This is a genomic window from Pseudomonas sediminis (genome assembly GCF_002741105.1).
GTDB lineage: Bacteria > Pseudomonadota > Gammaproteobacteria > Pseudomonadales > Pseudomonadaceae > Aquipseudomonas > Aquipseudomonas sediminis.
On the sequence record NZ_NIQU01000002.1, the window covers coordinates 392316 to 418281 of the forward strand.

The following is a 25966-nucleotide window of genomic DNA, read 5'->3' on the forward strand; positions in this document are numbered from 1 at the left end:
TCACCTTGGCAGCACGGCTCGACCGACCTAACCTGCACCGCAACGAAGCCGAACATCCCGAAATGCGTCTACTGATCACCCTACTGCTCTCACTCGCCCTGCTTGCCGGCCTCGGCAGCTACGCCCAGTGGATCGAGCAGCGCCCCAGCAGCCACTACCTGTCCGACCTGCGCAGCCAGGTCGCGCTGGATATCGGCGAGCCCGGCCCGCGCGGTAACCTGCTGGGCATCCAGCCTGAGCTGTTCCCAGCGGACTACCAGAGCCTCGCCCGTCTGCGCCTGAAACTGAACGCCTACCTCGATCACGCCCGTGAGCGGGGCATGCTCAACGCGCGCACCGTCGTCGTGCTGCCGGAACATATCGGCACCTGGCTGCTCGCCGTTGGCGAGAAGGCAGAGCTCTACCGTGCCACCGAGCGCCGCCAGGCCATGCACTGGCTGGCGGTAACCAACCCGCTGGATTTTCTCGGCGCGCTACTGGGCGCCGCAGACGACGCGCGCCTGGACGATGCCATGCTGCGGACCAAGGCCAAGACCATGGCGCGCGACTATCAACAGCTGTTTGGCGATCTGGCTCGCGATTACCAGATCACCCTGGTGGCGGGCTCCATCGTTCTGCCCGAGCCTCATATAGAACGGGGCCGCCTCGAGATCGGCCGCGGGCCGCTGTACAACGTCAGCCTGGTCTTCGACCGGGCCGGCAACCCGCTCGGCCAGCCACAACGCCACGCCTTCAGTGCAGGCGCGCTGACGACCGAAACAACCGGTGCCGTGCAGGTACTGGAAACCCCGGCAGGTCGCCTCGGCGTGATACTCGGCGGTGACATGCAGCAATTGCGCCAGGCAACGACGGCTGGCGACGAGACCATCGAGCTCTTGGCAATGCCCAGCGATCTGGACAGCCAGGCGGACGACGCCAAGCTTGGCGAACTACTGCAGACCCATGGCATTCGCGCCGGGCTGAAAGTCCATCTGCGCGGCCGATTGTGGGAGCGTAGCGGTCAGTCCCAGGCGCTCGCCTTCGATGCCGGACGCAGCGAACGAGGCGCCAGCGAGCGTGGCGCGCAACTGATCAATCTATGGTTATGAAGGCATCACGCGTTCGCCTCGGCGATCTCTCCGTCGGCTTCACCCAGGCATTGGCCGACGCACTGCGCGAACAGGGCCAGCGCCCAGAGCCGCTGCTCGAGCAGTTCGGTCTGGATGCCGCACGCCTGAGCGAGCCACGCGCGCGCCTGTCGATCCCGCGCTTCATGCGCCTTGGCCATAGCGCCATTGCCCTGTGCAACAACCCAGCCCTGGGCCTGGACATGGGCCGCCACAGCCGCCTGAGCCAGGTTGGACTGGCCGGTATCTGCGCCGCGCAAGCGCCTGATCTGCGCGAAGCGGCACGCACCCTTACCCGCTTCGAGCCGCTGTATGCCGCCAACTATCGAGGCCGTTCGGGCTTCAGCGAGGATGCGCGCGGCGCCTGGCTGCATTTTTATTCCATCAGTCCGTACAACGCCTACAACCGCTTCGTGGTGGATTCGGTACTGGCCGGCTGGCAGATCAATCTGGGCCAGGTGGTCGGTCGCCCGGTCATCCCCGAAAAGGTCGAAATCGAATTTCCTGCGCCAGACTACGGCGAGCGTTACGAGCCCCTGTTCGGCTGCCCGGTGGAATTCGCCAGCGGCGCCAACCGCCTGCGCCTGAGCAGCGAAACCCTGGCCCTGCGCAACCCACAACATTGCCCAGGCACCTGGCGGCACCTGCTGGAGCTGTGTGAACGGGAGCTTGATCAACTGACTCGCACGCGTAGTCTGCGCGAACGCGTGATCCAGCTTCTGGGGCCCTTGCTGCACGGCCATGAGCCGGACCTGCAGGAAGTGGCGCGCAGCCTGCACCTGCCGAGCTGGACGTTGCGGCGCAAGCTGGCCGAGGAAGGCACACAATTTCGCGCCATCCTCAACGACACCCGCCGCGACCTGGCCACGGCCTATATCCGTGACACCGAGCTGGCCTTTGGTGAGATCGCCTACCTGCTCGGCTTCGCCTCGGCCGAAGCCTTCCAACGCGCGTTCAAGCGTTGGCTCGGGCAGACGCCGGGCGATTACCGTCGCACACAGCGCAGGGCCAGCGGCGCAGCTCAGAGTTCGGTGGCGTCGTCGTCCACATCGGGCATGTCCTGATTGAGGACGTCGCGCTCGAGCAGTTCTTCCTGATAGTCATCCATCGGGCATTCTCCTGGGGCATTTCATCTTTCGTTAGCAAGCTACGTTGCCAGTGTGAAGACAAGATGACGAAAAGCCGCAGGGCGATTGATTACCCCGGATCACAGGCAAAAAAAACCCGTCGATCTTGCGATCGACGGGCTTCGTATATGGCGCAGCGGACGGGACTCGAACCCGCGACCCCCGGCGTGACAGGCCGGTATTCTAACCGACTGAACTACCGCTGCGTGTCGGTTGGACTTGCGTCCAAAGAACTCATGGAACTCTGTTGCATCTGATGGCGCCCTTACGGGCTTTACCATCTCAAATCGACAAGGTGCCGATCTGGGAAATAATGGCGCAGCGGACGGGACTCGAACCCGCGACCCCCGGCGTGACAGGCCGGTATTCTAACCGACTGAACTACCGCTGCGCGTCGGTGGACTTTCGTCCTTCTCTCTAAGGCTATGGTGGGTGATGACGGGATCGAACCGCCGACCCTCTGCTTGTAAGGCAGATGCTCTCCCGGCTGAGCTAATCACCCATGTGCCTTAGCGAGGCGCGCACTTTATGCAGGCGGCGATGCTAAGTCAACACCCTGCTTGAATTTTTTCTGAAAAAGGCAGGTTCATCGCCCACCTCATTCCATCTCTCCGCACAGTTCGGCGGCGCGCAGCAGCGCGGCAGTGAGGCTGTGGCGCTCCCAATCGGCCAGCGCGGCAAAACGCTGGTTGAATTCCGGCGGCATCAACGACGGTGCCTGCTGGATCAGCTCGCGTCCGGCGGCACTGATCAGTAGCCACTGGCGACGGCGATCCTGGTCATCGCGCTGGCGCTGCAACAGGCCGTGCTCTTCGAGACGATCGAGCAGCCCGGAAAGCGTCGCCGCGGTGAGGCTGACGCGACTACTGAGCACGCTCGCAGTCATCCGCGTCTCGCTGGCCAGCACCTGCAGCACCATCAACTGCATGGGCGTCAGCCCGCCAAAGCGAGCCAGACGCTTGGCGTGAACCTCTCCCGCCTGCTGCAAGCGGCGTAGCGCCTGGAATAGTGGCATTTCAAAGGCCATGACAGATGACAAATCTATTTCACCAGGAACTTTTTTATCACTCATAAGCACCAATACACATTAACCAAAACTTTGACATGAAAGCATTTTCTTGTTTTGGTGTAAAAGGTTCGGGCTGTCCGAACCACCATCCCCAACGGCAATACCGGTAAGGAACTATGTGCGGAATAGCTGGAGAACTTCGTTTTGATCGACGCCCCGCGGACCTGGCGGCAGTCGAGCGCATCACCCACCACCTGGCCCCTCGCGGCCCCGACGCCCATGGCTTTCATAGCCAGGGCCCCATCGCCCTGGGCCATCGCCGGCTGAAGATCATGGATCTGGCCGAAGCCTCGGGCCAGCCGATGATCGACAGCGATCTCGGCCTCTCGATGGTGTTCAACGGTGCCATCTATAACTATCCCGAGCTGCGCGGCGAGCTGGAAGCGCTGGGCTATCGCTTCTTCTCCGGCGGTGACACCGAGGTGCTGCTCAAGGGATATCACGCGTGGGGCGAGAAACTGCTGCCCAAGCTCAATGGCATGTTCGCCTTCGCCGTCTGGGAGCGTGACAAGCAAAGCCTGTTCATCGCCCGCGACCGCCTCGGCGTCAAACCGCTGTACCTGTCGCGCACTGGCGAGCGCCTGCGCTTCGCCTCGTCGCTGCCAGCCCTGCTGCAGGGTGGCGACATCGCCAAGACGCTGGATGCCGTCGCCCTCAACCACTATTTGAACTTCCATGCCGTGGTGCCCGCGCCGCGCACCATTCTGGCGGGCGTGGAGAAACTGCCGCCAGCCACCTGGATGCGTGTCGATGCCGACGGCAAGGTTGAGCAGCACACCTGGTGGACGCTGCAGTTCGGCCCGCAAGGCGAGGAAGTGAACTTCGGCTTTGAAGAATGGCGCGACCGCACACTGCAGACCATGCGTGAAGCGGTGGAGATTCGTCAGCGCGCGGCGGTCGACGTCGGCGTGCTGCTCTCCGGCGGCGTCGATTCGAGCATGCTGGTCGGCCTGCTGCGCGAAGCCGGTGTGGAGAACCTACTGACCTTCTCCATCGGCTTCCAGGATGCCGGCGGCGAACGTGGCGACGAATTCCAGTATTCGGACCTGATCGCCCAGCATTTCGGCACCCGCCATCATCAATTGCGCATTGGCGAGCACGAGATTCTCGAGCAGCTGCCGCAGGCCTTCCGTGCCATGAGCGAGCCGATGGTCAGCCATGACTGCATCGCCTTCTACCTGCTCTCACGCGAAGTCGCCAAGCACTGCAAGGTGGTACAGAGTGGCCAAGGCGCCGACGAACTGTTCGCCGGCTACCACTGGTATCCGCAAGTCGATGGCGCCAAGGATGCTTTCGCCGCCTACCGCGCCGCTTTCTTCGACCGCGAGCACGACGAATACGCGGCCTGCGTGCAGCCCGCCTGGCTGACCGGCGACATGGCTGGCGAGTTCGTTCGCGAGCACTTCGCCATGCCCGGCGCCGATGCTGCAGTGGACAAGGCCCTGCGCCTGGACAGCACGGTGATGCTGGTCGACGACCCGGTCAAACGGGTGGATAACATGACCATGGCCTGGGGCCTGGAAGCGCGCACGCCGTTCCTCGACTATCGCGTGGCCGAGCTGTCGGCGCGCATTCCCGCGCAGTTCAAGCTGCCGGAGGGCGGCAAGTACGTGCTCAAGGAAGCCGCGCGCAAGGTCATCCCCAGTGAGGTGATCGACCGGCCCAAAGGCTACTTCCCCGTGCCAGGACTCAAGCATCTGGAGGGCGCCACCCTCGGTTGGGTGCGCGACCTGCTGCTCGACCCAAGCCAGGATCGCGGCCTGTTCAACCCGACCATGCTCGACCAGTTGCTGACCAACCCGCAGAGCCAGCTCACGCCGCTGCGCGGGTCCAAGCTATGGCAACTGGCTGCGCTCAATCTGTGGTTGAGCGAACAGGGTCTGTAACTCACATGGAGCGGCCCTCGGGCCGCTCCTGCAGGATCAATGGTCATAGCCCGGCAAACCCGGGATGTGTCGCGACTCAATGACGATCCGGCCAAGACCGGACGTAGTGAACACGGACAGGGATTATTCCATGCGCTCCACTGCCTTCAACCAACGCCTGCTGCGAGGCCAGACACCATCCTACGAGCGTCTGCAGGCCCGCCTGGCCGAGGATCACAGCAGCCAGCCCAGTCAGCCACAAGCCATTCATTGCGGCTGGGGCCGCCTGCTGATCGGCCATACCTACCCCGACGCCACTGTCCTGGCCGAGTCCCTGCTGGACGAGCAGCCCGGTGAACGTGACATCGCCCTGTACGTGGCTGCCCCGCACCAGGTGCTGGCGCATGCACCGCAGCAACTGTTTCTCGACCCATCCGACACGCTGCGCCTGTGGTTCACTGACTACCGCCCGGCGCGGCGCAGCTTTCGTGGTTTTCGTATTCGCCGGGCGCAGAACGATGCCGACTGGCAGGCGATCAACTGCCTGTACCAGACCCGCGGCATGCTGCCGATCGACCCGGCCAAGCTCACGCCCTACAACGAGGGCGGCCCGACCTACTGGCTGGCCGAGGACGAAGACAGCGGCGCGGTGATCGGCAGCGTCATGGGCCTCAACCACCAGCGCGCCTTCCGTGACCCGGAAAACGGCAGCAGCCTGTGGTGCCTGGCGGTCGACCCGCAATGCAGCCGGCCCGGTGTCGGCGAGGTACTGGTGCGTCACCTGATCGAGCACGGCATGAGCCGTGGCCTGAGCTACCTCGACCTGTCGGTGCTGCACGATAACAAGCAGGCCAAGAAGCTCTACGCCAAGCTCGGCTTCCGCGAGCTGCAGACCTTCAGCCTCAAGCGTAAGAACGGCATCAACCAGCCGCTTTTCCTCGGCCCCGGCCCGCAGGCCGAGCTCAACCCCTACGCGCGCATCATCGTCGACGAGGCGCTGCGCCGCGGCATCGAAGTGCAAGTGGATGACGCCGAGGCCGGGCTGTTCACCCTCAGTCACGGTGGCCGACGCATTCGCTGCCGCGAGTCGCTGTGCGACCTGACCAGCGCCGTGAGCATGACCCTGTGCCAGGACAAGCGTCTGACTCACCGTGCCCTGTCGCGCGCCGACCTCAGCGTGCCAGCCCAGCGCCTGGCCGGCAGCGCCGAGGACAACGCCACTTTTCTCGCCGAACATGGCTCGGTTGTGGTCAAGCCAGTCGATGGCGAGCAAGGCCAGGGCGTGGCCGTGGACCTGCGTACGCCGGGCGAGGTGCAGGAAGCCATCGAGCGCGCCCGCGTGTTCGATCAGCGCGTACTGCTGGAGAGTTATCACGAAGGTCACGACCTGCGCGTACTGGTAATCGGCTACGAGGTGGTGGCCGCGGCCATCCGCCGCCCAGCCGAAATCATTGGCGATGGCCGCCACAGCATCGGCCAGCTGATCGATGCCCAGAGCCGTCGCCGCCAGGCCGCCACCGGTGGCGAAAGCCGCATCCCCAAGGACGCCGAAACCCTCCGCACCCTGCATGGCGCCGGCCTCGACTACGACAGCGTGCTGCCCGCCGGCGAGCGCCTGGCCGTGCGCAAGACCGCCAACCTGCATACCGGCGGCACGCTGGAAGACGTCACCGCGATTCTCCATCCGACCCTGCGCGATGCTGCCATCAAGGCCGCACGCGCCCTGGAAATCCCCGTGGTCGGCCTCGACCTGCTGGTGCCCGCCGCTGACCAGCCGGAGTACGTATTCATCGAAGCCAACGAGCGCGCCGGTCTGGCCAACCATGAGCCGCAGCCGACCGCCGAGCGCTTCGTCGACCTGCTGTTCCCGCTCAGCCAGGTATCGAGCTGACCACTCTCCCCCGGCCCTCTCCCGCACAGGGAGAGGGGAAACCCGAATGCCGAGGAGCTTGCATGCAACAACTACCCGAACCCGATCTCGACTACATGCAGAAGGTGCTGCTGGAGATGCTTGCCATCCCTAGCCCCACCGGTTTCACCGACACCATCGTGCGCTACGTCGCCGAACGTCTCGAAGAGCTGGAAATTCCCTTCGAGCTGACCCGCCGCGGCACCATTCGCGCCACGTTACGCGGGCGCCAGAGCGAGTACGAGCGTTTCGACCGCGCCGTATCCGTGCATCTGGACACCATTGGCGCCATCGTCCGCGAGATCAAGGACAACGGTCGCCTCGGCCTGGCGCCGGTAGGCTGCTGGTCGAGCCGCTTCGCCGAAGGCAGCCGTGTCAGCCTGTTCACCGACAACGGAGTGATCCGCGGCAGCGTACTGCCGCTGATGGCCTCGGGACACGCCTTCAACACCGCCGTCGACACCATGCCAGTAAGCTGGGATCACGTCGAACTGCGCCTGGACGCCTACTGTGCCACCCGCGCTGATTGCGATTCGTTGGGTGTTTGCGTCGGTGATTTCGTCGCCTTCGATCCGCTGCCGGAGTTTTCCGAGAGCGGCCATATCAGCGCCCGCCACCTCGACGACAAGGCTGGCGCCGCAGCACTGCTGGCATCACTCAAGGCGATTCGAGATCAGGGCCTGCAACCGATGATCGACTGCCACCCGCTGTTCACCATCACCGAAGAGGTCGGCTCCGGCGCCGCCGCCGCCCTGCCCTGGGATGTCAGCGAGTTCGTCGGCATCGACATCGCTCCGGTCGCGCCGGGCCAGCAGTCAAGCGAGCACGCCGTCAGCGTGGCCATGCAGGACTCCGGCGGCCCCTACGACTATCACCTGTCACGTCAGTTGCTGCGCCTGGCAACCGAACAGGACGTACCGGTACGCCGCGACCTGTTCCGCTACTACCACAGTGACGCGCAATCGGCAGTCACCGCCGGCCATGACATCCGCACGGCGCTGTTGGCCTTCGGCTGCGACGCGACTCACGGCTATGAACGCACCCATATCGACAGCCTCAAGGCCCTCAGCCGCCTGCTCACCGCCTACATGATGAGCCCGCCGGTGTTCGCCAGTGATGCGCAACCGGCACAGGGCTCGCTCGAGCGCTTCAGCCACCAGCTGGAGCATGACGCGCAGATGGAAAGCGATACCCGAGTGCCGCCGGTGGACAGCCTGGTTGGCCAACATGATCGGGACGCTTGAAGGCTTGAGCGCATAAAGGCAAAGTGACACACAGAACGACAGGGGAGCATCAGCTCCCCTTTTTCTGGCCTGCAGTCAGTGGCCAACCTTAGGGCCGTCGCCAAGCGACGTTGAACATGACACCCCGGCCATTTCCTGGCCTTCTGAGGTTCACGGATGCCTCGCGTCTTTCTGGCCTTGCTGTTGCTCTGGCTCGCCTGCCCCAGTTGGGCGCTTACGCCTGCGTCGCTCGACAGCGACGACCTGCGCCTATCCCTGGGCCCTTACACCGGTTATTACGAAGACATAAACGGCACCCTGAGCATCGAGCAGGTGCAGGCGCTGGATGATGACGCCTTCAAGGCCCTGGGCGGTGAACATGCCAACCTCGGCAAGAACGCATCGGTGTGGTGGTTCAAGGTTCGCCTGGTCAACGCCCTGAACCATGAGCTGGGCGGCTATCTCGAAGTCAACTATCCGTTGCTCGATCATCTGCAGGTGCACCTGATCGATCCGGAGGGCAACCGCCTGGAACAGGAAAGCGGCGACACTTTCGCCTTCTCCCAGCGGCCGGTGCAGGTCCGCAATTTCTGGTTTCCCATGCAGCTGGAGCCCGGTGTCAGCACTCTGCTGATCCGCGTGGAGACCACCAGCACGGTGTTCGTGCCGCTATTCTTCGCCACCTACGGTGCCAGCGCAGCCGCGCAGGAAAACCTGATGGGCTTCAACGGCGCGTTCTACGGCGTGCTGTTCGCCATGTTCTGCTACAACCTGTTCCTCTACCTGTCGCTGCGTGAATCGGCCTACCTCTGGTACCTGGCCTACAACCTCAACGTCGGCCTGCTCGCGGCGTGCTTCGACGGCATGCTGTTCAAGCTGCTGCCCGAGCACGTGGCCTTTCAGTCGGTCAGCATCTACATCCTGATGTACGCGCACTGCCTCACGGCCATCCAGTTCAGCCGCCATTTCCTGCATGCACGCCAGTATTTCCCGCGCCTGGATACCGGCCTGCGCCTGCTGATGTTGGTCTGCGTCGGCTGCCTGCTATCGATACCACTGATCGGCTTCGCCGCCTGGAACATCCTGGCCAGCGTCACCGTCTCGCTGGTGTCACTGATCCTGCTGCTGACCGGCATCTACGTATGGCGTCGTGGCGTGCGTTATGGCTCCTATTACACCCTGGCCTGGGCCATCCTGCTGTTCGCCTTCATCCAGGCCACCACCGGCTCTCTGGGCCTTGAGGTCTTCGGTGTATTCGGCGCCACGGCGGTTAAAATCGGAGTGACCATCGAGCTGATCACCCTGTCCATCGGCCTGGCCGACCGCATCAACCTGCTCAAGGAAGAAGGCTTCCAGTCGCGTCGGGCGGCCGAGCAGGCGGCATTCGAGAACCAGGCCAAGAGTCGCTTCCTGGCCAAGATGAGCCACGAAATTCGCACACCGCTCAACGGCGTGCTGGGCATGTTGCAACTGCTGCGCGAAACACCGCTGGATCGCAGCCAGCGCTTCTACGTCGACACCATTTCCAGCTCCGGCAGCTCGTTGATGGCGGTGATCAACGACATCCTCGACTACGCCCGCATCGAGTCCGGCAAGCTCAGCCTGGAGCAGATCGAGTTCGACCTGGAAGACATGATTTCCGAGACGCTCAGCCTGTTCACCGGCCAGGCGCTGGACAAACGCCTGCGCCTCTATGTCAGCTTGGAAAACGGCGTACCCCGGCGCATTCAGGGTGATCCGACGCGGCTTAAACAGGTGTTGATGAACCTGCTCAGCAACGCTCTCAAGTTCACTGCCGAAGGCCATGTGGCCGTCAGCGTCAGCCGCCGCAGCGACAGCCATGGCCGGCCGCATCTGGTGTTCGCCGTCAGCGACAGTGGCATCGGTATCAGTGAGCAGGCACTGGCGCAATTGTTCGAATCTTTCGCTCAGGGCGACTCCAGCACTACTCGCCGCTATGGCGGCAGTGGTCTGGGCTTGGCCATCAGCAAAGAGCTGGTGGAGATGATGGGCGGTAGAATCGAAGTGCAGAGCACCCTGGGCCAGGGCACCCGCTTCGCGTTCGACATGCCGCTACTGGCCGAACAGGAAACAACCGACGAGCTCAACCGCCTGCTGGCCGGCCGCACCGCCCTGCTCGCCTCGCTCGACGGCCTGGGCCTGGACGCCATGAGCCGTCTGCTCGGGCGCTGGGGCATGCGCACCGAGCGCTGCCAGACGCCAGAGCGGCTGCAGGATTATCTGGAGGATTTCGCTGCGCCGCCGCTGCTGGTATTGATGGCGCCCTGGCCAGGTGGCGTCAACCACTGGCTCGACTCACTCAGGCCCAAGCTGCAGGCGCAACAGCGCGTGCTGCTGGTCTGCCCGCCCGAGGCCTGCCAACATCTGCCGGCGAGCCATGGTCTGCGCCTGCAACACCTGGCCCAACCCGTGGCAATCAACGCGCTGCGCCAGGCCTTGAACGGGCTGTATGAAGAACCCAGAGCACAGGTACATCAGTTGGTCAGAGAAATACGCAGCGACAACAGCGAAGCCCCCTGCATTCTGGTGGCGGAGGACAACCCGGTGAACCAGCTGGTGGTTCAGGGCTTTTTGAAGAAACGTGGCTACAGCGTGCGCCTGGTAGTCGACGGCCAGGCGGCGGTGGACGAATACGCTCGCGACCCGGCAGCCGTGCACTTGATCCTGATGGATTGCGAGATGCCGGTGATGGACGGCTTCGAAGCCACACGGCAAATCCGCCGGCTCGAACGCGACCGGCAACTCGCTGCCGTCCCCATCATCGCACTGACCGCGCATATCCTCGAGGAACACCGTCAGCACGGTCTGGACGCTGGCATGGATGATTTCCTCGGCAAACCGCTGGATAGCGCCCTGCTCTACAGCACGCTGGAGCATCACCTCAAGCGGCCCGGCACGATGCACTGAGGAAGCTCGCAGCATGGAGCCCTGTGGCTCTATCATGGACTCCAATAACTGGAGTCACTCGCTGTGCTGATCCCCGCTGACCTGCTGCAAGCCGACACCCTCACCGCCCTGATCGAAGATTTCGTCACCCGTGACGGGACCGACAATGGCGATGAAACCCCGCTGGAAACCCGCGTGCAACGCGTGCGTCGCGCCCTGGACAAGGGCGAAGCGGTGATCGTCTTCGATCCTGATAGCCAGCAATGCCAGTTGGCGATGAAGCGTGACGTGCCCAAGGAATGGCTGGAAGCCTTGCAGCAATCGCTCAGTGATTGACCGTATGCGCCAGCATCACCGATAGCTGACACAGCGGTCGACCGCTTTCGGCCTGCCACTGGTTGAACGCCGCCTGCACCGCGGCCAGGTCTTTCAGGCTGGTCGGCGCCTTGTCGATCACGTCCTGCGCTTTCAGCGCGGCGACCATGTCATCGGTGGGAATGAAGGTGTCCTTGCCCACCATGCGCAGAAAACGCGGCGCCGACAGGCCGCCAAGCTGACTGCCATGCTTGGCCAGGTATTTCCACAGGCCGACGATGTCGGTCACCGGCCAATCGGCGATCAGGGTGCCAAAGCTGCCTTTTTCACGACGCACATCGAGGATGAACTGGGCGTTGCGCGGCACGCTTTTCAGCTTGCCCAGGTGGCGAATCAACCGCGCATCCTGCATCAGGTTCTCCAGGCGTTCGGCGCCCATCAGCACCACCTTCTCCGGATCGAAGCCAAAGAAAACCTGCTCGAAGGCCGGCCATTTGGCGTCCACCAGACTGTGCTTGAGACCGGCGCGGAAGATGCGCAGGCTGATCAGCGACAGATAACGGTCATCACTCAGCGCCCGCAGTTCGGCATCGCTACGCGGCTGCGGCAGCATGGCCTCCAGTGCCTTCGCCGAGCCGAAGCGATTGAGGCAAAACTCGTGCAGCCACTTGTAATCACGCATGAATCAAATCCTTCATGAAACGGATGACGAAGCCTGCACGCAGTAAGCCCCCGAGTACAAGCCCTGTAGGAGCCCCGCCCCGGGGCGAAGCGCTTTGTCTATGCGCCTCTGGCCTGAGCATATTCGCCGCGAGGCGTGGCTCCTACAGCACAACGCCCCTCACCCACGCAAACGATCAGCCGCGTGGCGCAATACTGCTTTGGTGCCGCTCCAGCCCAGGCAGCCATCGGTGATCGATACGCCGTAACGCAGCTCACCGGACATCGCCTGACAACCGTCGAACAGGTGGCTCTCCAGCATCACCCCGCGCAGGCTGTCATCGCCAGCCAGGCGCTGCTCGATCACGCTTTCCAGCACCGCAGGCTGACGCAAAGGGTCCTTGCCGCTATTGGCATGGCTGCAGTCGACCATGATGCGCGGTGCGATACCCTGACGCTGCAACGCCTCACGCGCGGCCGCCACGCTGGCGGCATCGTGGTTCGGCGCGCCGTGGCCGCCGCGCAACACCAGATGGGTGTCCGGGTTGCCCGCAGTGTGCAGCAGGGCCGGATGGCCGAGGTCGTCGATGCCAAAGTGCTGGTGCGGATGCGCCGCCGAGCGCATGGCGTCGCAGGCGATGCCTACACTGCCGTCGGTGCCGTTCTTGAAGCCCACCGGCAGATCCAAGCCGCTGACCATCTCACGGTGCACCTGCGACTCACTGGTGCGCGCACCGATGGCCGCCCAGCCGAGCAGATCGTCGAAGTAACCAGCCGCCATCGGTTGCAGCAATTCGGTGGCCAGCGGTAGGCCGCGCTCGAGGATATCCAGCATCAATTGTCGCGACTGGCGCAGCCCTTCAGCCATGTCGCCACTGCCATCCAGGTTCGGATCGTACAGCAGCCCTTTCCAACCGACGGTGGTGCGCGGTTTTTCCACGTAGGCGCGCATCACCAGCAGCAACTGATCGTCGACCTGCGGCGCCAGTTCAGCCAGGCGCTCGGCGTATTCGAGGGCGCTGCTGCGGTCGTGCAGAGAACAGGGGCCAACCACCACCAGCAGGCGTGGGTCGCGGCGATCGAGCACGGCGCGGATGGCGTCGCGGTCAGCGGCGATACGTTCGGCAAGGGCGGCGGATAGCGGCAAGCGCTGGCGCAAGACGGCGGGGCTGGGCAGCGGCTGGGCGCTGCGGCGGGCGATGCTGGTAACGGGCGAAGCGAGTTGAGCAGAGACGGAAGCATTCATGATCTGGCGGTTCCTTGGCCGGCGCGGTCGATGCCGCGGCGGCGCTAACTGAGTGTTCGTGGCAAAGGTGTCAGGGCGGTGGTGACGCTGCTAAATCGCCAGTCGTAGCGGTAGTTGCGGTAATAACGGTTCATCTGTGAGTCCTCGATCTGTGGCCGTTTTTCGGCCGGAAAAAACAAAACCCCCGGTCGGGTTGCCGACCGGGGGTTTTCTGGAAAACGTCTCTGGTGGCGACCCTGGTGTCTCAGGCCGCCTGTGGGGTATCAGGCGCGCCTGTGGCTAAACCAATACCCAAAGAAGTAATACGCCGCAGCCACAAGCGACTGCGCACGCGCCAACGCGGCGCGCGAGGCACCGGCTTGCAGCATGGACAGGAGGTTGAGGCTGGCTGACATGGAATTCTCCAAAGCGATGGCCGAACCATACTCCAGGCCTTTGCGGCCTGGCAAGCGTCGCGGCTAAAGCCCCTCTCACGGATTCGAGTCACATGTGGGAGGGGCTTCAGCCGCGATGGCTTACAGGCTCATCACATCAAGGAAGCGCGGCGTGGCGCTGTCGTCGATCTTCAGGCTCTTGAAGTCGAACAGGTTGCGATCGGCCAGCTGCGAGGGGTGCACATTCTGCAGGGCGCGGAACATGATCTCGACGCGGCCCGGGCTCTTGCGCTCCCACTCCTGCAGCATCTCCTTGACCACCTGACGTTGCAGGTTCTCCTGCGAGCCGCAGAGGTTGCACGGGATGATTGGGAATTCCTTGAGCTGGCTGTAGGCCTCGATATCGGCCTCGGCGCAGTAGGCCAGCGGGCGGATCACCACGTTGCGGCCATCGTCGGACAGCAGCTTGGGTGGCATGGCCTTGAGCGTGCCGCCGTAGAACATGTTGAGGAAGAAGGTTTCCAGAATGTCGTCGCGGTGGTGCCCCAGCGCCATCTTGGTCGCGCCGATCTCATCGGCGTAGGTGTACAGCGTGCCGCGACGCAGACGCGAGCACAGCGAGCAGGTGGTCTTGCCCTCGGGAATCTTCTCCTTGACCACCGAGTAGGTGTCCTTCTCGATGATGTGGTACGGCACGCCAACGGATTCCAGATAGGCCGGCAACACGTGCTCGGGGAAGCCGGGCTGCTTCTGATCCATGTTGACCGCGACGATCTCGAACTTGATCGGCGCCACCTTCTGCAGATACAGCAGCACGTCGAGCATGGTGTAGCTATCCTTGCCGCCGGACAGGCAGACCATCACCTTGTCGCCATCCTCGATCATGTTGAAATCGGTGATGGCCTCGCCGGCCAGGCGGCGAATGCGCTTCTGCAGTTTGTTCTGGTTGACCGAGAGGGTGCCCATGGTGCGTCGAAATCCGAGGGAGTGGGAACGAAAGCGCGACATTTTACGCACAATGGCGCCGCGCCCCCACCCCACCGACAACTAAATGCTAGGCTGGGCCGATGAACGACGACCTCGACCCCGATCTGGACCTCGCCGAGCAGGTACTGCAACTGCTACAGGCAGCACCGGAAGGCATTGCCGAATACACCCTGATCCAGCAATTGAAAGATCGCCACAGCGGTCATGTCCCCAATCTGCCCCTGGCCGACAAGCTGGTGCTGTTTCGCACTCATTTCCTGCTGTTCAACGCGCTTTATCGCCTGCGCGAGCAGCTATGGCAGAAAAAGAGTCACCTGCTGCAGATCAGCCCGCTGTGTATACGTCTGCTGCCCTATCAGTCAGACAGTGCGGCGCTCAGTGAACGCGACGCCCTGCGTGACTACTATCTGGACATGAGCAACCTGCAGAGCACCGACGAACGCGACGTCGAGCGCTTGCTGACCAGCTTCTGGACGCGCATGCAAGGCGGCGAAGAGAAGCAGGCCGCACTCGAGTTGTTCGAACTGACCAATGAACGGACCCTCGACCTGCCACGAATCAAACTGCGCTACCGACAAATGGTCAGCGAGCATCATCCGGACCGAGGCGGCAGCACAGAGCGGCTGCAGTCGATAAACCTGGCCATGGAAATTCTTGAGCGCTATTACCACTGACTTCTAGAGAGCGATTTGCTCTAAAGCCAGACACCACGCCTGCTCCAGGCCCTGCCTATACTGCGACATAAGGTCGCATAGATTTGGCCTGACACCCGGTGGCGCTGTACACGCGCCCCGGGCGTTCGCTGGGGGGCGACCGTCATAAGAAAAGGAGGTGTCTGGCATGATCCACCACGTTTGGGGGCTCTTCACCCATCCCGATCAAGAATGGCAAGAAATCCGTGGCGAGGAAGAATCCATCAGCCACATGTACCTGACCCATGTGCTGATTCTTGCAGCAATTCCCGCTATTTCAGCCTACATCGGCACTACCCAGGTTGGCTGGGCGATTGGTGACCGAGCACCAGTAATGCTTACCGAAGGCAGTGCGATGGTGATGACCATCATGTCCTACCTGGCGATGCTCGCCGGGGTAGCCGTGATGGGCGCATTCATCCACTGGATGGCACGTACCTACGACGCCAATCCCAGCCTGACCCAGTGCATCGTATTCGCGGCTTACACCGCCACCCCACTGTTCATCGGAGGTCTCGCAGCGCTCTATCCGCATCTGTGGCTGGGCATGGTCGTGGGCACGGTCGCGATCTGCTACACGGTTTATCTGCTCTATGTCGGCATACCGACGTTCATGAACATTCCTGAAGATGAAGGCTTCATGTTCTCCAGCTCCGTACTGGCGGTCGGCCTGGTTGTGCTGGTAGCGATGATCGCCAGTTCGGTCATTCTCTGGGGCATGGGCGTCGGCCCGGTCTACACAAGCTGACAGCCGATAGTGACAAACCCACAGGCCGCCCTCGGGCGGCCTTTTCGTTGCCATGCCCCAGAAAATTTGGGTTGAACCCTACGCTGCAACGGCTGCCGGACATTTAAAGGCAGCCAAGCGGATGGTCACACCATGTATGCGAACCTCTACACCCTTCTCACCCGCCCGGACCGCGCCTGGACGGCCATTCGCCAGGACGAGGAATGCAACAGCGCCAGCTACCTGCCCTACCTATTGCTTTTCAGCCTGCTACCAGCAGTTTGCCTGTTCATCGGCACCCATTGGGTCGGCTGGAGCCTGGTAGACGACGAACGTATCCGCCTGGAGTTCGCAAGCGCATTGCAGTTGAGCGTGTTGCTGTATCTGGCGGCGCTGGTCGGTGTGTTCATCATGGGCTACTTCCTGCGCTACATATCGCGTACCTTCGAGGCCAGGCCCACGTTCAACCAGTGCATCGGTTTCATCGCCTACGCCTGTACGCCCTTCTTTATCGCCGGGATCGCCGCGCTCTACCCCACGCGCTGGCTGGCAATAAGCGTCCTGCTACTAGCCTGCGCCCATGCCGCCTACCTGATTTATGTCGGGCTGCCACGCTTCATGCGCATCGACAATCAGCAGGGTTTCCTTTACGCCTCCTCGATGATTGGCGTGGGGCTGCTGGTGATCGTCACCATTCTGGTCAGCATGATTCTGTTCTGGTCTTACACCCTCGAGCCGGACTACCAGCGAACAGTCGATGAAGACCAGAGCCGCGGCACGCAGCAGGAGCGCATGCAGGCGCCAGGAGACGAGTGATACCTGCGCTGTCTGCTGGCTTGCGGCATAATTCACGCTCAGCCTGCACCAGCGCCTGTCCATGCCCGAACAGATTCATGCCCGCGTCGAAGCCTGCTATCAGCAGGCCGAAACCTTCTTCAAGCAACGCTTTGCCCGCCCCGAAATCAGCTTCAAGCTGCGTGGGCAGAAGGCAGGAGTCGCTCACCTCACGGAAAACAAGCTGCGCTTCAACCTGCAGCTGTACCGCGCCAACCATGAGGATTTCCTGCGTCAGACCGTGCCTCACGAAGTCGCTCACATGGTCGCCCACCAGCTATTCGGCCCGCGCATCCAGCCGCATGGTGAGGAGTGGCAATTGATCATGCGCGGCGTCTACGAACTGCCGCCACATCGCTGCCACAGCTATGAAGTTGAACGGCGCAAGGTCTGTCGCTTCATCTATCGTTGTAGCTGCGCGGACGGTGAATTTCCCTTCTCCGCCCAGCGTCACGCTCTGGTCGCCAAAGGCCGCCGCTACTACTGCCGGCGCTGCAAGGTGACGCTGACCTTTAGCGGTGAGCAGCGCCAGGAGTGACTCTGCGCAACTGACCTGACTGTACGATTACACCTCTCAAGCACGCGGCAGGTTCACTCGGATGCTGTAACTGCCGCCCTCGTCACCATGCTGTATATCGCCACCCAGGGCATGCGCCATGGCTCTTGCCGCAGCCAGTGGCTTGCTGCTTTGCGGGCGCGAAGGCAACACCAACTTCACTTGAACCGGGCTCTCGTCGATCATCACCAGACTGAGCTGGCTGCCCATCGGGCAGGCCTGGTGGGCATGCCTGAGCACCCGATAGAACAATGCATGACACAGGCCACTATCAGCGAGCACGGTGGCGCTGCTGCCGAGCGCGGTTTCCAGTTGAATGTCCACACCCTGATCGCCATAACGCTGGCGCAGCTCAGCGATAAGCTCGCGCAGCAGTGGGTTGAGGCGGATGCTCTCCGGCTGCAACTCACGCTGCCCAGCACCCAATGACAGCTGCTCGCTGGCGATGTCGAGCAACTCCTTCATCTGCTGCATGCTCTGCGCGGCGCGCTGCACCTCTTGTACCTGAACGGGAGTCAGGCCCGAGCGCGCCAGCGCCCGCAGCACCTCGCCGCTTTCATTGAGCGGTTGTTGCAGTTCATGTTTGACCAGGTGCAGCATGTCCGCGCGCAAGGCAGCCAACTCCAGCAACTGATCCAGATCGGCCTGCAACTGCCGACGATGCTCGACATGCCGCATCAGGTTGCGCACGCGTATGCGTAACAAGGCCGGATCGATGGGCTTGAACACATAATCCACCGCCCCATGCGACAGACCGTGCTCACGGGAGCGCTCATCGTTAAGGGCAGTGACGAAAATGATCGGAATATGTTCGGAGGCGTGATGCTGACGCAGCCGGCGGGCCACCTCGAAACCGTCCATGTCCGGCATCATGACGTCCAGCAGAATGAGATCCGGTGGATTGTCGGAATGACAGATGGAGATGGCTTTCTCTCCGTTGTGCGCCAGCTTGACCTTGAACTGATCACGAAACAGCCCGGCAAGCAGCTGCAGATTCTCCGGCGTGTCATCCACCACCAGGATGCTCGCCCGCTCCTCGCCCTCGGCCTGGGTGCTCGAACGAGCCGGCAAATCATCACTCTGCAAGGAGCGTTGAATGCGTTCCAGAAGGCGCTGAGTGGTAAAAGGCTTGACCAGCAGATCACGGATTCCCAGTTGAATGGCGCGCTGCACATCCTGCCGTTGCATGGCGCTGGACATCAGCACAAAAGGGATTTCAGCGAGCCGCTCATCACTGCGCATGCGTTCGAACAGGGTCAGGCCAGTGGAGCCGTTGAGGTTCTGCTCGCTGAGCACCAGCGATATGGGCTTGTGCTGCAACAGCTGGACCGCTGCATTCACGTCGTTGGCCTGCAAGACCTGAGAGAAGCCCTGGCGCTGCAGCTCCTCGACCAGCGCCCGAGTCAGCGCCGGATCACTGTCGACGACCAGCAAGGTAGAGTCTTGAACTGACATGTTGAGGCACCTCCATTCATGCTGGCGGCCGCAGCGATGTAATGCACGGCCGTTGATTGGGTTTAAGCATCTGATTGTCACGCTTGGCATCAATAGCGGTCATGACCTGGCCTGCGGGTGTATCTATCTCTGTCGGATCGTTCATCAGGCCGCGCCTTCGTTCAGCGCCGGATTGCCCTGTATGGCGATACGCAGAGCGGCCAGGGCATCGTCCAGAATGTAGCTGTTGATCGCCCGCTCCAGCGCCACGAAGTCAGCGCCCAGGGCGGCCTTGAAAGACGCTGCCTCCTGTTCGAACAGCTCGATGGCATCGGAATCATCATCACTGAGCAGAAGCTCCAGCCGGGTAACCAGCAGACGTATCCGTGGCCAGTCGATATCACCCTGGGCAGCCTCTGTCAGCGCTTGCGCGGGTAGTACCCGCAGCACACAGTCGATCAACTCGGCACAGTGCTCAGCCAGCGCACCGAGCTGGGCGTCGAAACTGGCGTCAGGCTGCCCCAGCTTCAGTGCATCCTCCAGCCGTCCTGCCTGGTTGGCCAACGCTTCGGCACCGATGGTTGCCGCGGTGCCCTTGAGGGTGTGAAGCGCGCGCACAGCGTCTTCAATCAGTCCTTCGGCAAGTGCGATACGCGTCGTTTCTACGGCACCAGCTTGGCCCTGCACGAATTTACGCAACAGCGCCTCATAAGCCGGACGCTTGTTGAGCACACGACGCAGGCCGGCCTGCACATCCACGCCAGCGATATCAGGGAAAGCCGCTTCAGGCAGTTGCACCGGGGGCAGGGCCGCCTGTACTGCCACGGAAGTTTCAGTTGCAGGCAACCATCGCAACAACAGCGCGAACAGCTCGTCCGGGTCGATGGGCTTGGCCAGGTGCGCATTCATCCCGGCGGCCAGGCACTGCTCGCGATCACTGATCATGGCGTTGGCGGTCATCGCTAACACCGGCAGATCACGCCAACGTGGATTGCTACGAATCTGCCGGGTGGCAGTGAGACCATCCATGACAGGCATCTGTACATCCATCAACACAAGCTGATAGTCGCCAGCCGCGAGCCTATCCAGCGCCACCTGGCCGTTCTCGGCAACGGTGACACGCATTCTAGCGGCCTCCAGCAGATCGCGACCGACTTGCTGGTTCAGTTCATTGTCGTCGACCAGCAGCACCGATACATCGCGCAAGGCTCCCAGGTCATTCACGCTGACCTTGCTCACCGAACGTAGCGGCATCTCGGTAGCCGTGCTGCCACCCAACGCCCGAATCGCCGCATCGAACAGCAATGAAGGGCTGACCGGCTTGACCAGCAATAACGGGATACCCGCCTGCTCGGCCTCGTGGAACACTTCCTCGCGGCCATAGGCGGTGACGATCACCGGCTGCGGCGCTGGCTCGAGCAAGGCCAGCCGTCGACAGGTTTCCAGGCCGTCGATACCTGGCATACGCCAATCGACGAAGGCGGCCTCGAACGGCTCACCATCGGCACACGCCCGCGCAGCCAGCTCCAGCGCCTGCTCCCCGTTTTCGGCCTCTACTACCCTGAAACTCATCGAGCGCAGCAAACTTGAGTGGATATGCAACGCCTGCGGATTGTCATCGACCACCAGCACCCGACGGTTGCGCAGATCCGGGCTGGGCAGCAGCGCCGGCATCGGTTTCTCGGTCGCGACGCCCAAACAGGCGGTGAACCAGAAGGTACTGCCCTGCCCCAGTACGCTTTCGACACCCACTTCACCCTGCATCAGCCCGGCCAGCCTGCGCGAGATAGCAAGCCCCAGGCCGGTACCGCCATATTTTCGCGTGGTGGAACTGTCGGCCTGCTGGAATGATTGGAACAACCTTGCCTGCTGCTCCGGCGACAGGCCGATACCGGAGTCCTCGACGGCAAACCGCACTTGGATGCTCTGCTCGTCCTGCTCCAGCAGTTGGGCACGAATCACGATCCCGCCGCGCTCGGTGAACTTCACCGCATTATTGGCGTAATTGATCAGGATCTGTCCCAGACGCAGCGGGTCGCCGACCAGGCTGGTCGGCAAGGCAGGGTCGATATCGAAAATCAGCTCCAGGTCCTTGCTCGCGCATTTCTCGCCGATCAGGCTGGCCATGTTCTCTAGCACGGCCTGCAACTCGAAAGGCACGGATTCCACATCCAGCTTGCCGGCTTCGATCTTGCTCAGATCGAGAATGTCATTGATCAAGCTCAGCAGGTGCTGACCGGAGCGTTGAACCTTCTCGACGTAATCGCGCTGCTTGGCGTTCAGAGCGGTGCCGAGCAACAGGTGACTCATGCCGATCACCGCATTCATCGGGGTGCGTATCTCATGGCTCATATTGGCCAGGAAGTCGGACTTGAGCTGGGAAGCACTCTCGGCCTTGGCCCGTGCGACCTGTAGCTCTTCCTCATGCTCGAGCAGGGCCTGGTTGGCCTCGGCCAGTTCCTGTGTGCGCTGCTGCACGCGCCCTTCCAGCACTTCCTCGTTCTCCTGCAGGGCATCTACCAGCCGGCCCTGTGCAGCAAGCAACTCGCGCTGAGCGCGCACACGCTGACGCGACTGGCGCAACATGGCCAAGCCAAAGAAGAACGTCAGCACACCTTGGAATAAAGTCAGCGCGGTAGTCACCACCACCTGATGGCGAAACTCGCCGTTACGCTCATCCACCGCTTGGGCGGCCAATTGCGCCGAGCTGTAGACCAGCTCCTGGATATCGTCCTGCAGCGCCTGCAGCTGTTCGCGCAGTTGCACCGCATTCAGCGGTTTGCTCTGTCGGGCGAATGCGTCCAGCGCTTGATCGCTCTCGTCAATGAACGCCTCGATGGCCTGCAGCGTGTGTTGATAGACCGGCTCCTGGCCCATGAGGCGCATGGCCGAGTCCGTCTTGATGGTGGTGATACGGCTGACGAAAATGTCATAGCGCAAGCGCAATTCATCGATGCCGATACTGCCCTGTTTGTCCGATGAATGATTACGACGCGGCACCACAGGATCGAGGATATAGGTGTGCAGTGCGTGGTCGAGGCGTTGATATTCCGTGCCCAACTGGGCGAAGGCCCAGAGCGCGTTGTCATCGCCGCTGCGCATCACCTCGCTCAGGCTGCGGTACTGGTGCACGAGAATGGCGCCGATCGCCAGGTACAGAACTACCAAGCCAGCGACCAGCACCCACAGCAGACGAAACCTGCGCATGCTTACTTGATCTGCAGCGAACGTAATTGCCAGGCTGAGCGGTTGTAGTACGTCGCAGCCTGCAACTCGGCCTTGCTGTCGAAGGGATAAACCAGGAACAGCGGGCCCTTCTCACGCACCGACATGGCTTGCCCATTCATCGTCGTGGCGACGATCAAGTCGTATTTGATGGCGTCCTGAAAGGGGATCTCGGTGCGGTAGTCATTCAGTGCGACAGCAGACATGCTTTCGCCCTTGGCCCCGGCAGCAGCCAGTACGTCACGCAGCAACGGCCCGCTGAAGGTAACCGGATCGTTGTACCAGGGCGTTTGCGTGGTGAAGCTGTGCTGCTCGAACGCATGCAGCATGGACATATCGAAATGCGCCTGCTGCAGGTTGTTGGGTTGACTAACCGCGCCGGTGATACGCAGGATCACTGGGCCGCTGGGCTTGTCGAGCGCATGACTGAGGCCGGAGAACAGCAGCGAGGCGACGAAGACCAGCACTTGCAGGCGATGGCTGTTGATAGACACGGGCGGCTCCTCTCATATCCATTATTCGGAGTACGCACGAAAGACCGTCAATCTCTTCCATGGCCGTCCACCCCACGCGTAAACGGGTCGGTGAATGGCGTAGAACAAATTCTTGATCAGCTCGAGCGTCGGCAGTCCTGAATTAATGCCTGAGATTGAAGGCTAGCACCAGTCAATTCGCGACTAATTTGACGTCAACGAAACATCTCCATCTCTTACGACGCTCAAACCGTCACCCTGGCAGCCTTGAGCTGAGCGATACGTTCGGCGTCGTAACCCAGCTCAGCCAGCACCTCGGCGGTATGCGCGCCAACCGTCGCACCGACATGCCGCGGTGGCGGTAGCCCTTCGGAGAACTTCAGTGGGCAGGCCAGTTGCGACTGCGCCGGTAATCCTTCGCGCGGCACCTTCACCACCAGACCACGCGCCTTGACCTGCGGGTGCTCGACCGCCTCGGCCAGCGGCAACATCGGCTCGACGCAAGCATCCAGCTCGGCGAACACCGCGCACCATTGCGCGAAATCGCGCTTCTCGAACTCGATCTCGATCTCGCGCTTGAGCGCGCGCTGGTCCTCGGGCTTTTGTGACAAACCACGCGCCGCTAACTCGGGGCGGCCGATGGCGGCGCAGAACTGCTGCATGAACTGCGGCTCAAGGCTGCCAACGGAGAACCAACGACCGTCGCGGGTACGGTAGTAGTCGTAAAAGCTGCCGCCATTGAGCGCCTGGTTTTCCATGTCAGGCTCGACGCCGGCACCCAGGTAGCCAGCCCCTGCCATGCCGTGCAGGCTGAACGCGCAGTCGGTCATGCTCACGTCGACCTGCTGTCCCAGGCCGGTAACCTGGCGCTGCACCACCGCCGCGAGCAAGCCGATCACGCCATGCAGCGAGCCACCTGCCAGGTCGGCCAACTGCACGCCAAGCGGTAACGGGCCACTGTCGCGGCGCCCTGTATAGCTGGCGATGCCGGCTAAGGCCAGGTAGTTGATGTCATGCCCGGCACGGTCACGGTACGGCCCGCTCTGGCCGTAACCGGTGATCGACACGTAGATCAGCCGCGGGTTAATCGCCTTGAGCGCCTCGTAACCGACGCCCAGCTTGTCCATCACACCGGGGCGAAACTGCTCGAGCACGATGTCGTACTCGCCAACCAGTTGCTTGACCACCTCAACGGCCTCTGGCCGCTTAAGGTCCAGGGCGATGCTGCGCTTGTTGCGGTTAAGGTAGGCATGACTGGTGGAGGTTCCGCCATCGTGCGGCGGCAGCACGCGTACCAGATCCATGCGCGTGGGCGACTCCACCCGCAGCACCTCGGCGCCCATGTCGGCCAGCAGCAACGAGGCGAACGGCCCAGGCAGCAGCGTGGAAAAATCGAGAACCTTCAGTGATGACAACGGGCCAGACATGGTGACTCCAGATTGGCGTGTTCGAGGTAGCCCGGATGCAACCTGGGATGACGCTTACCGGTTTGCACCCAGACGATGAATCAATGTTCCCAGACGATGACCCGCTCACCTGGCAGGCCGACAATAGCCTCGGCATAACGCACTTCCAGGACGTTGCGACGAATTTTCATGGTCGGCGTCATGCTGCCGTTATCCACCGTCCAGGCCTCACTGACCAGATAGAAGTGACTGACACGTTCATGCGGCTCCAGCCCCTGATTGACGGCATACAGGTGCTCGGCAAGTGACTGATCGAGCAACTCGCGCGGCTGCTGGCGGGCAGCGGGCGACAGTTCGATCAGCGCCAGCGGGTGATCCAGGTTGCTGCCCATCAGGCACACCTGCTCGACCCAATGGCTCTTGGCGATCTCGCCCTCGATGGGCGCCGGCGCCACGTATTTGCCCTTGCTGGTCTTGAAGATGTCCTTCACCCGCCCGGTGATGCGCAAGTAGCCCGCCTCGTCCAGCTGGCCGCGATCACCGGTGTACAGCCAACCGTCCTTGAGGGTTTCCGCGGTCTTTTCCGGTTCGCGGTAGTAACCCTGCATCAGCGTCTCGCTGCGCAGGAGAATCTCGCCGGCCTCATCAATGCGCACCTGCAGATGCGGCATCGGCCTGCCCACGGTGCCAAAGCGCACCTGCCCAGGGCGATTGAAAGAGCCGTAGGCGAAGTGCTCGGTCATGCCGTAGCCCTCGCAAATGGTCATGCCCAGGCGCCGATACCACTCCAATAACCCGGTGGAAATCGCCGCCGCACCGGACACGAGAATACGCGCACGATCCAGCCCCAACCCCGCCCGAACCTTACGTGCCACCAGACGCCCCAGCAACGGAATGCGCAGCAGGCGCTCGAGCCGCTGCGCTGGCAGTTTCTCCAATACGCCCTGCTGAAAACGCGTCCACAGCCGTGGCACCGAGAAAAACACCGTGGGACGCACCTGGCGAAGATCGCTGGCGAAGGTCTCCAGCGACTCGACGAAGGCCACCGGTGCGCCGCAATAAAGGCTGTTGAACTCCACCAGAAAACGCTCGGCGGCATGCGACAGGGGCAAGTAAGAGAAAAACTGATCCAACGGCGTCATGTTCAGCTCAGCCGTGGCGTTGGCCGAAGAGAACGCCATGGCGTGGGCCGAAAGCATCACGCCCTTGGGCTGCCCGGTAGTGCCGGAAGTGTAAAGGATCGACAGCAGATCCTCGCCACGTTGAGAGCGGGTCCCCGGCAGCGGCTCGTGAGCGGCCAGTAGCGCGTGCCACTGGTACTCAGCAGGCATGGTCGGATATGGCATGGCGATGCGGGTGATATGCGCGGCGATGCCGCTGGCCAGCTTGTCCGGCTCATCCAGCTTGCCAACCAAAATCACCTTGCAGCCCGCGTGCTCCAGCACGTAAGCGATCTGTTCCGGCGCCTGCAGCGGATACAGCGGCACGCTTACCAGCCCAGCGTGCTGGATCGCCAGGTCGCTGATGAACCATTCAGCGCAGTTTTTCGCCAGCAGCGCCACGCGCTCGCCAGGTACGCAACCCAGCGCCAGCAGCGCGCTGGCCAGGCGCCGCGCCTGCTCATCGACCTGCAGCCAGCTGTAGTCATGCCACACGCCATTGACCGGCTGACGCAGCCAGACTGCGTCGGGTTGCCGATCCAGCCAGTGGTTGAAGCGTTCCAGAGGTAGTTGCAGGGTCATGGGAGGCTACCTTCTTGTTCTTGTGGTTCACCTGCTCATTGCGATACGAGCGCTACTGACGATAGACCGCGATGCCGTCATAACGCGAA

General features: G+C 62.3%; 20 protein-coding genes and 3 tRNA genes. 11 read left to right on the top strand and 12 right to left on the bottom strand.

Translation table 11 applies throughout. The features are described 5' to 3' along the window. The first annotated feature begins 62 nt into the window (after window positions 1-62). On the top strand, window positions 63-1088 hold the full coding sequence (locus CDO35_RS07240; protein WP_099523295.1) for a carbon-nitrogen hydrolase family protein: 1026 nt from the start codon (window positions 63-65) through the stop codon (window positions 1086-1088). After that, on the top strand, window positions 1085-2170 hold the full coding sequence (locus tag CDO35_RS07245) for an AraC family transcriptional regulator (protein WP_208019942.1): 1086 nt from the start codon (window positions 1085-1087) through the stop codon (window positions 2168-2170). Before CDO35_RS07240 ends, CDO35_RS07245 begins: the two co-directional genes overlap by 4 nt. Before the next feature lie 192 nt (window positions 2171-2362). Here CDO35_RS07245 and CDO35_RS07250 read toward each other — a convergent pair. The 4 genes from CDO35_RS07250 to CDO35_RS07265 form a co-directional block, all read right to left on the bottom strand. Continuing rightward, window positions 2363-2439: transfer RNA gene (locus CDO35_RS07250), tRNA-Asp, on the bottom strand. Window positions 2440-2547: 108 nt separating this feature from the next. After that, window positions 2548-2624: transfer RNA gene (locus tag CDO35_RS07255), tRNA-Asp, on the bottom strand. A gap of 35 nt (window positions 2625-2659) precedes the next feature. Next, a tRNA-Val gene (locus CDO35_RS07260) sits at window positions 2660-2735 on the bottom strand. Between the two features lie 96 nt (window positions 2736-2831). Next, window positions 2832-3305 (bottom strand): MarR family winged helix-turn-helix transcriptional regulator, encoded by a 474-nt coding sequence (locus CDO35_RS07265; RefSeq protein WP_037000023.1) that lies wholly within the window; start codon window positions 3303-3305, stop codon window positions 2832-2834. Between the two features lie 113 nt (window positions 3306-3418). Here CDO35_RS07265 and CDO35_RS07270 point away from each other — a divergent pair, with 113 nt between their 5' ends. From CDO35_RS07270 to CDO35_RS07290, 5 genes are all read left to right on the top strand, one after another. Continuing rightward, window positions 3419-5188, top strand: a complete 1770-nt coding sequence (locus tag CDO35_RS07270) for an N-acetylglutaminylglutamine amidotransferase (RefSeq protein ID WP_099523300.1) — start codon at window positions 3419-3421, stop codon at window positions 5186-5188. Between the two features lie 130 nt (window positions 5189-5318). Continuing rightward, the gene (ngg, locus tag CDO35_RS07275) at window positions 5319-7058 is read left to right on the top strand and encodes an N-acetylglutaminylglutamine synthetase (protein WP_099523302.1); all 1740 of its coding nucleotides are present in this window, start codon (window positions 5319-5321) and stop codon (window positions 7056-7058) included. A gap of 62 nt (window positions 7059-7120) precedes the next feature. Further along, a complete protein-coding gene (locus CDO35_RS07280) occupies window positions 7121-8320 on the top strand; it encodes an osmoprotectant NAGGN system M42 family peptidase (RefSeq protein ID WP_099523304.1) in 1200 nt (399 codons plus the stop codon). Window positions 8321-8476: 156 nt separating this feature from the next. Continuing rightward, window positions 8477-11227, top strand: a complete 2751-nt coding sequence (locus CDO35_RS07285; protein ID WP_099523306.1) for a hybrid sensor histidine kinase/response regulator — start codon at window positions 8477-8479, stop codon at window positions 11225-11227. Window positions 11228-11290: 63 nt separating this feature from the next. Beyond that, window positions 11291-11542 carry a YheU family protein gene (locus CDO35_RS07290; RefSeq protein ID WP_037000031.1) on the top strand — a complete coding sequence of 84 codons (252 nt, stop codon included), beginning with the start codon at window positions 11291-11293 and terminating at the stop codon, window positions 11540-11542. On the opposite strand, the gene CDO35_RS07295 is transcribed toward CDO35_RS07290, so the two are convergent. The 3 genes from CDO35_RS07295 to ttcA form a co-directional block, all read right to left on the bottom strand. Continuing rightward, a complete protein-coding gene (locus CDO35_RS07295; RefSeq protein ID WP_099523308.1) occupies window positions 11532-12203 on the bottom strand; it encodes a DNA-3-methyladenine glycosylase I in 672 nt (223 codons plus the stop codon). The two genes, CDO35_RS07290 and CDO35_RS07295, sit on opposite strands and share 11 nt — an antisense overlap. A gap of 159 nt (window positions 12204-12362) precedes the next feature. Continuing rightward, entirely contained in the window at window positions 12363-13427 is a 1065-nt protein-coding gene (locus CDO35_RS07300) for a 3-deoxy-7-phosphoheptulonate synthase (RefSeq protein WP_099523310.1), read from the bottom strand. Window positions 13428-13942: 515 nt separating this feature from the next. Beyond that, complete coding sequence (gene ttcA / locus CDO35_RS07305) at window positions 13943-14767, bottom strand: tRNA 2-thiocytidine(32) synthetase TtcA (protein ID WP_099523313.1); 825 nt, start codon at window positions 14765-14767, stop codon at window positions 13943-13945. A 101-nt stretch (window positions 14768-14868) separates the two neighbouring features. Between ttcA and CDO35_RS07310 the strand changes: the two genes are divergently transcribed. The 4 genes from CDO35_RS07310 to CDO35_RS07325 all read left to right on the top strand — a co-directional run bounded on the left by CDO35_RS07310 (window position 14869) and on the right by CDO35_RS07325 (window position 17579). After that, a complete protein-coding gene (locus CDO35_RS07310) occupies window positions 14869-15462 on the top strand; it encodes a DNA-J related domain-containing protein (RefSeq protein ID WP_099523314.1) in 594 nt (197 codons plus the stop codon). Between the two features lie 166 nt (window positions 15463-15628). After that, the gene (locus CDO35_RS07315; RefSeq protein WP_099523316.1) at window positions 15629-16228 is read left to right on the top strand and encodes a Yip1 family protein; all 600 of its coding nucleotides are present in this window, start codon (window positions 15629-15631) and stop codon (window positions 16226-16228) included. Window positions 16229-16360: 132 nt separating this feature from the next. Next, window positions 16361-17023, top strand: a complete 663-nt coding sequence (locus tag CDO35_RS07320) for a Yip1 family protein (RefSeq protein WP_099523318.1) — start codon at window positions 16361-16363, stop codon at window positions 17021-17023. 61 nt (window positions 17024-17084) lie between these two features. Next, window positions 17085-17579, top strand: coding sequence for a SprT family zinc-dependent metalloprotease (locus CDO35_RS07325; RefSeq protein ID WP_099523320.1), 495 nt, complete (start codon window positions 17085-17087; stop codon window positions 17577-17579). A gap of 36 nt (window positions 17580-17615) precedes the next feature. On the opposite strand, the gene CDO35_RS07330 is transcribed toward CDO35_RS07325, so the two are convergent. From CDO35_RS07330 to CDO35_RS07350, 5 genes are all read right to left on the bottom strand, one after another. Next, window positions 17616-19052 carry a response regulator gene (locus tag CDO35_RS07330; protein ID WP_158233723.1) on the bottom strand — a complete coding sequence of 479 codons (1437 nt, stop codon included), beginning with the start codon at window positions 19050-19052 and terminating at the stop codon, window positions 17616-17618. Window positions 19053-19196: 144 nt separating this feature from the next. Further along, complete coding sequence (locus CDO35_RS07335) at window positions 19197-22238, bottom strand: response regulator (RefSeq protein ID WP_099523324.1); 3042 nt, start codon at window positions 22236-22238, stop codon at window positions 19197-19199. Between the two features lie 2 nt (window positions 22239-22240). Continuing rightward, the gene (locus CDO35_RS07340) at window positions 22241-22750 is read right to left on the bottom strand and encodes a putative pterin-binding protein (protein WP_208019943.1); all 510 of its coding nucleotides are present in this window, start codon (window positions 22748-22750) and stop codon (window positions 22241-22243) included. Window positions 22751-22974: 224 nt separating this feature from the next. Then, window positions 22975-24156, bottom strand: a complete 1182-nt coding sequence (locus tag CDO35_RS07345) for a CaiB/BaiF CoA transferase family protein (RefSeq protein ID WP_099523326.1) — start codon at window positions 24154-24156, stop codon at window positions 22975-22977. A gap of 80 nt (window positions 24157-24236) precedes the next feature. Then, window positions 24237-25877: an AMP-binding protein gene (locus CDO35_RS07350; protein ID WP_099523328.1), complete on the bottom strand. Its 1641-nt coding sequence runs from the start codon at window positions 25875-25877 to the stop codon at window positions 24237-24239. Window positions 25878-25966: the final 89 nt, after the last annotated feature.

Coding starts and splice junctions, on each gene's coding strand:
- CDO35_RS07335 (WP_099523324.1), bottom strand. CDS start 22,238: ATGCGCAGGTTTCGTCTGCTGTGGGTGCTGGTCGCTGGCTTGGTAGTT.
- CDO35_RS07295 (WP_099523308.1), bottom strand. CDS start 12,203: ATGCGTGATTACAAGTGGCTGCACGAGTTTTGCCTCAATCGCTTCGGC.
- ttcA (WP_099523313.1), bottom strand. CDS start 14,767: ATGGGCACCCTCTCGGTCAACCAGAACAAACTGCAGAAGCGCATTCGC.
- CDO35_RS07280 (WP_099523304.1), top strand. CDS start 7,121: ATGCAACAACTACCCGAACCCGATCTCGACTACATGCAGAAGGTGCTG.
- CDO35_RS07320 (WP_099523318.1), top strand. CDS start 16,361: ATGTATGCGAACCTCTACACCCTTCTCACCCGCCCGGACCGCGCCTGG.
- CDO35_RS07300 (WP_099523310.1), bottom strand. CDS start 13,427: ATGAATGCTTCCGTCTCTGCTCAACTCGCTTCGCCCGTTACCAGCATC.
- CDO35_RS07265 (WP_037000023.1), bottom strand. CDS start 3,305: ATGAGTGATAAAAAAGTTCCTGGTGAAATAGATTTGTCATCTGTCATG.
- CDO35_RS07270 (WP_099523300.1), top strand. CDS start 3,419: ATGTGCGGAATAGCTGGAGAACTTCGTTTTGATCGACGCCCCGCGGAC.
- ngg (WP_099523302.1), top strand. CDS start 5,319: ATGCGCTCCACTGCCTTCAACCAACGCCTGCTGCGAGGCCAGACACCA.
- CDO35_RS07310 (WP_099523314.1), top strand. CDS start 14,869: ATGAACGACGACCTCGACCCCGATCTGGACCTCGCCGAGCAGGTACTG.
- CDO35_RS07330 (WP_158233723.1), bottom strand. CDS start 19,052: ATGTCAGTTCAAGACTCTACCTTGCTGGTCGTCGACAGTGATCCGGCG.
- CDO35_RS07325 (WP_099523320.1), top strand. CDS start 17,085: ATGCCCGAACAGATTCATGCCCGCGTCGAAGCCTGCTATCAGCAGGCC.
- CDO35_RS07240 (WP_099523295.1), top strand. CDS start 63: ATGCGTCTACTGATCACCCTACTGCTCTCACTCGCCCTGCTTGCCGGC.
- CDO35_RS07345 (WP_099523326.1), bottom strand. CDS start 24,156: ATGTCTGGCCCGTTGTCATCACTGAAGGTTCTCGATTTTTCCACGCTG.
- CDO35_RS07315 (WP_099523316.1), top strand. CDS start 15,629: ATGATCCACCACGTTTGGGGGCTCTTCACCCATCCCGATCAAGAATGG.
- CDO35_RS07350 (WP_099523328.1), bottom strand. CDS start 25,877: ATGACCCTGCAACTACCTCTGGAACGCTTCAACCACTGGCTGGATCGG.
- CDO35_RS07245 (WP_208019942.1), top strand. CDS start 1,085: ATGAAGGCATCACGCGTTCGCCTCGGCGATCTCTCCGTCGGCTTCACC.
- CDO35_RS07285 (WP_099523306.1), top strand. CDS start 8,477: ATGCCTCGCGTCTTTCTGGCCTTGCTGTTGCTCTGGCTCGCCTGCCCC.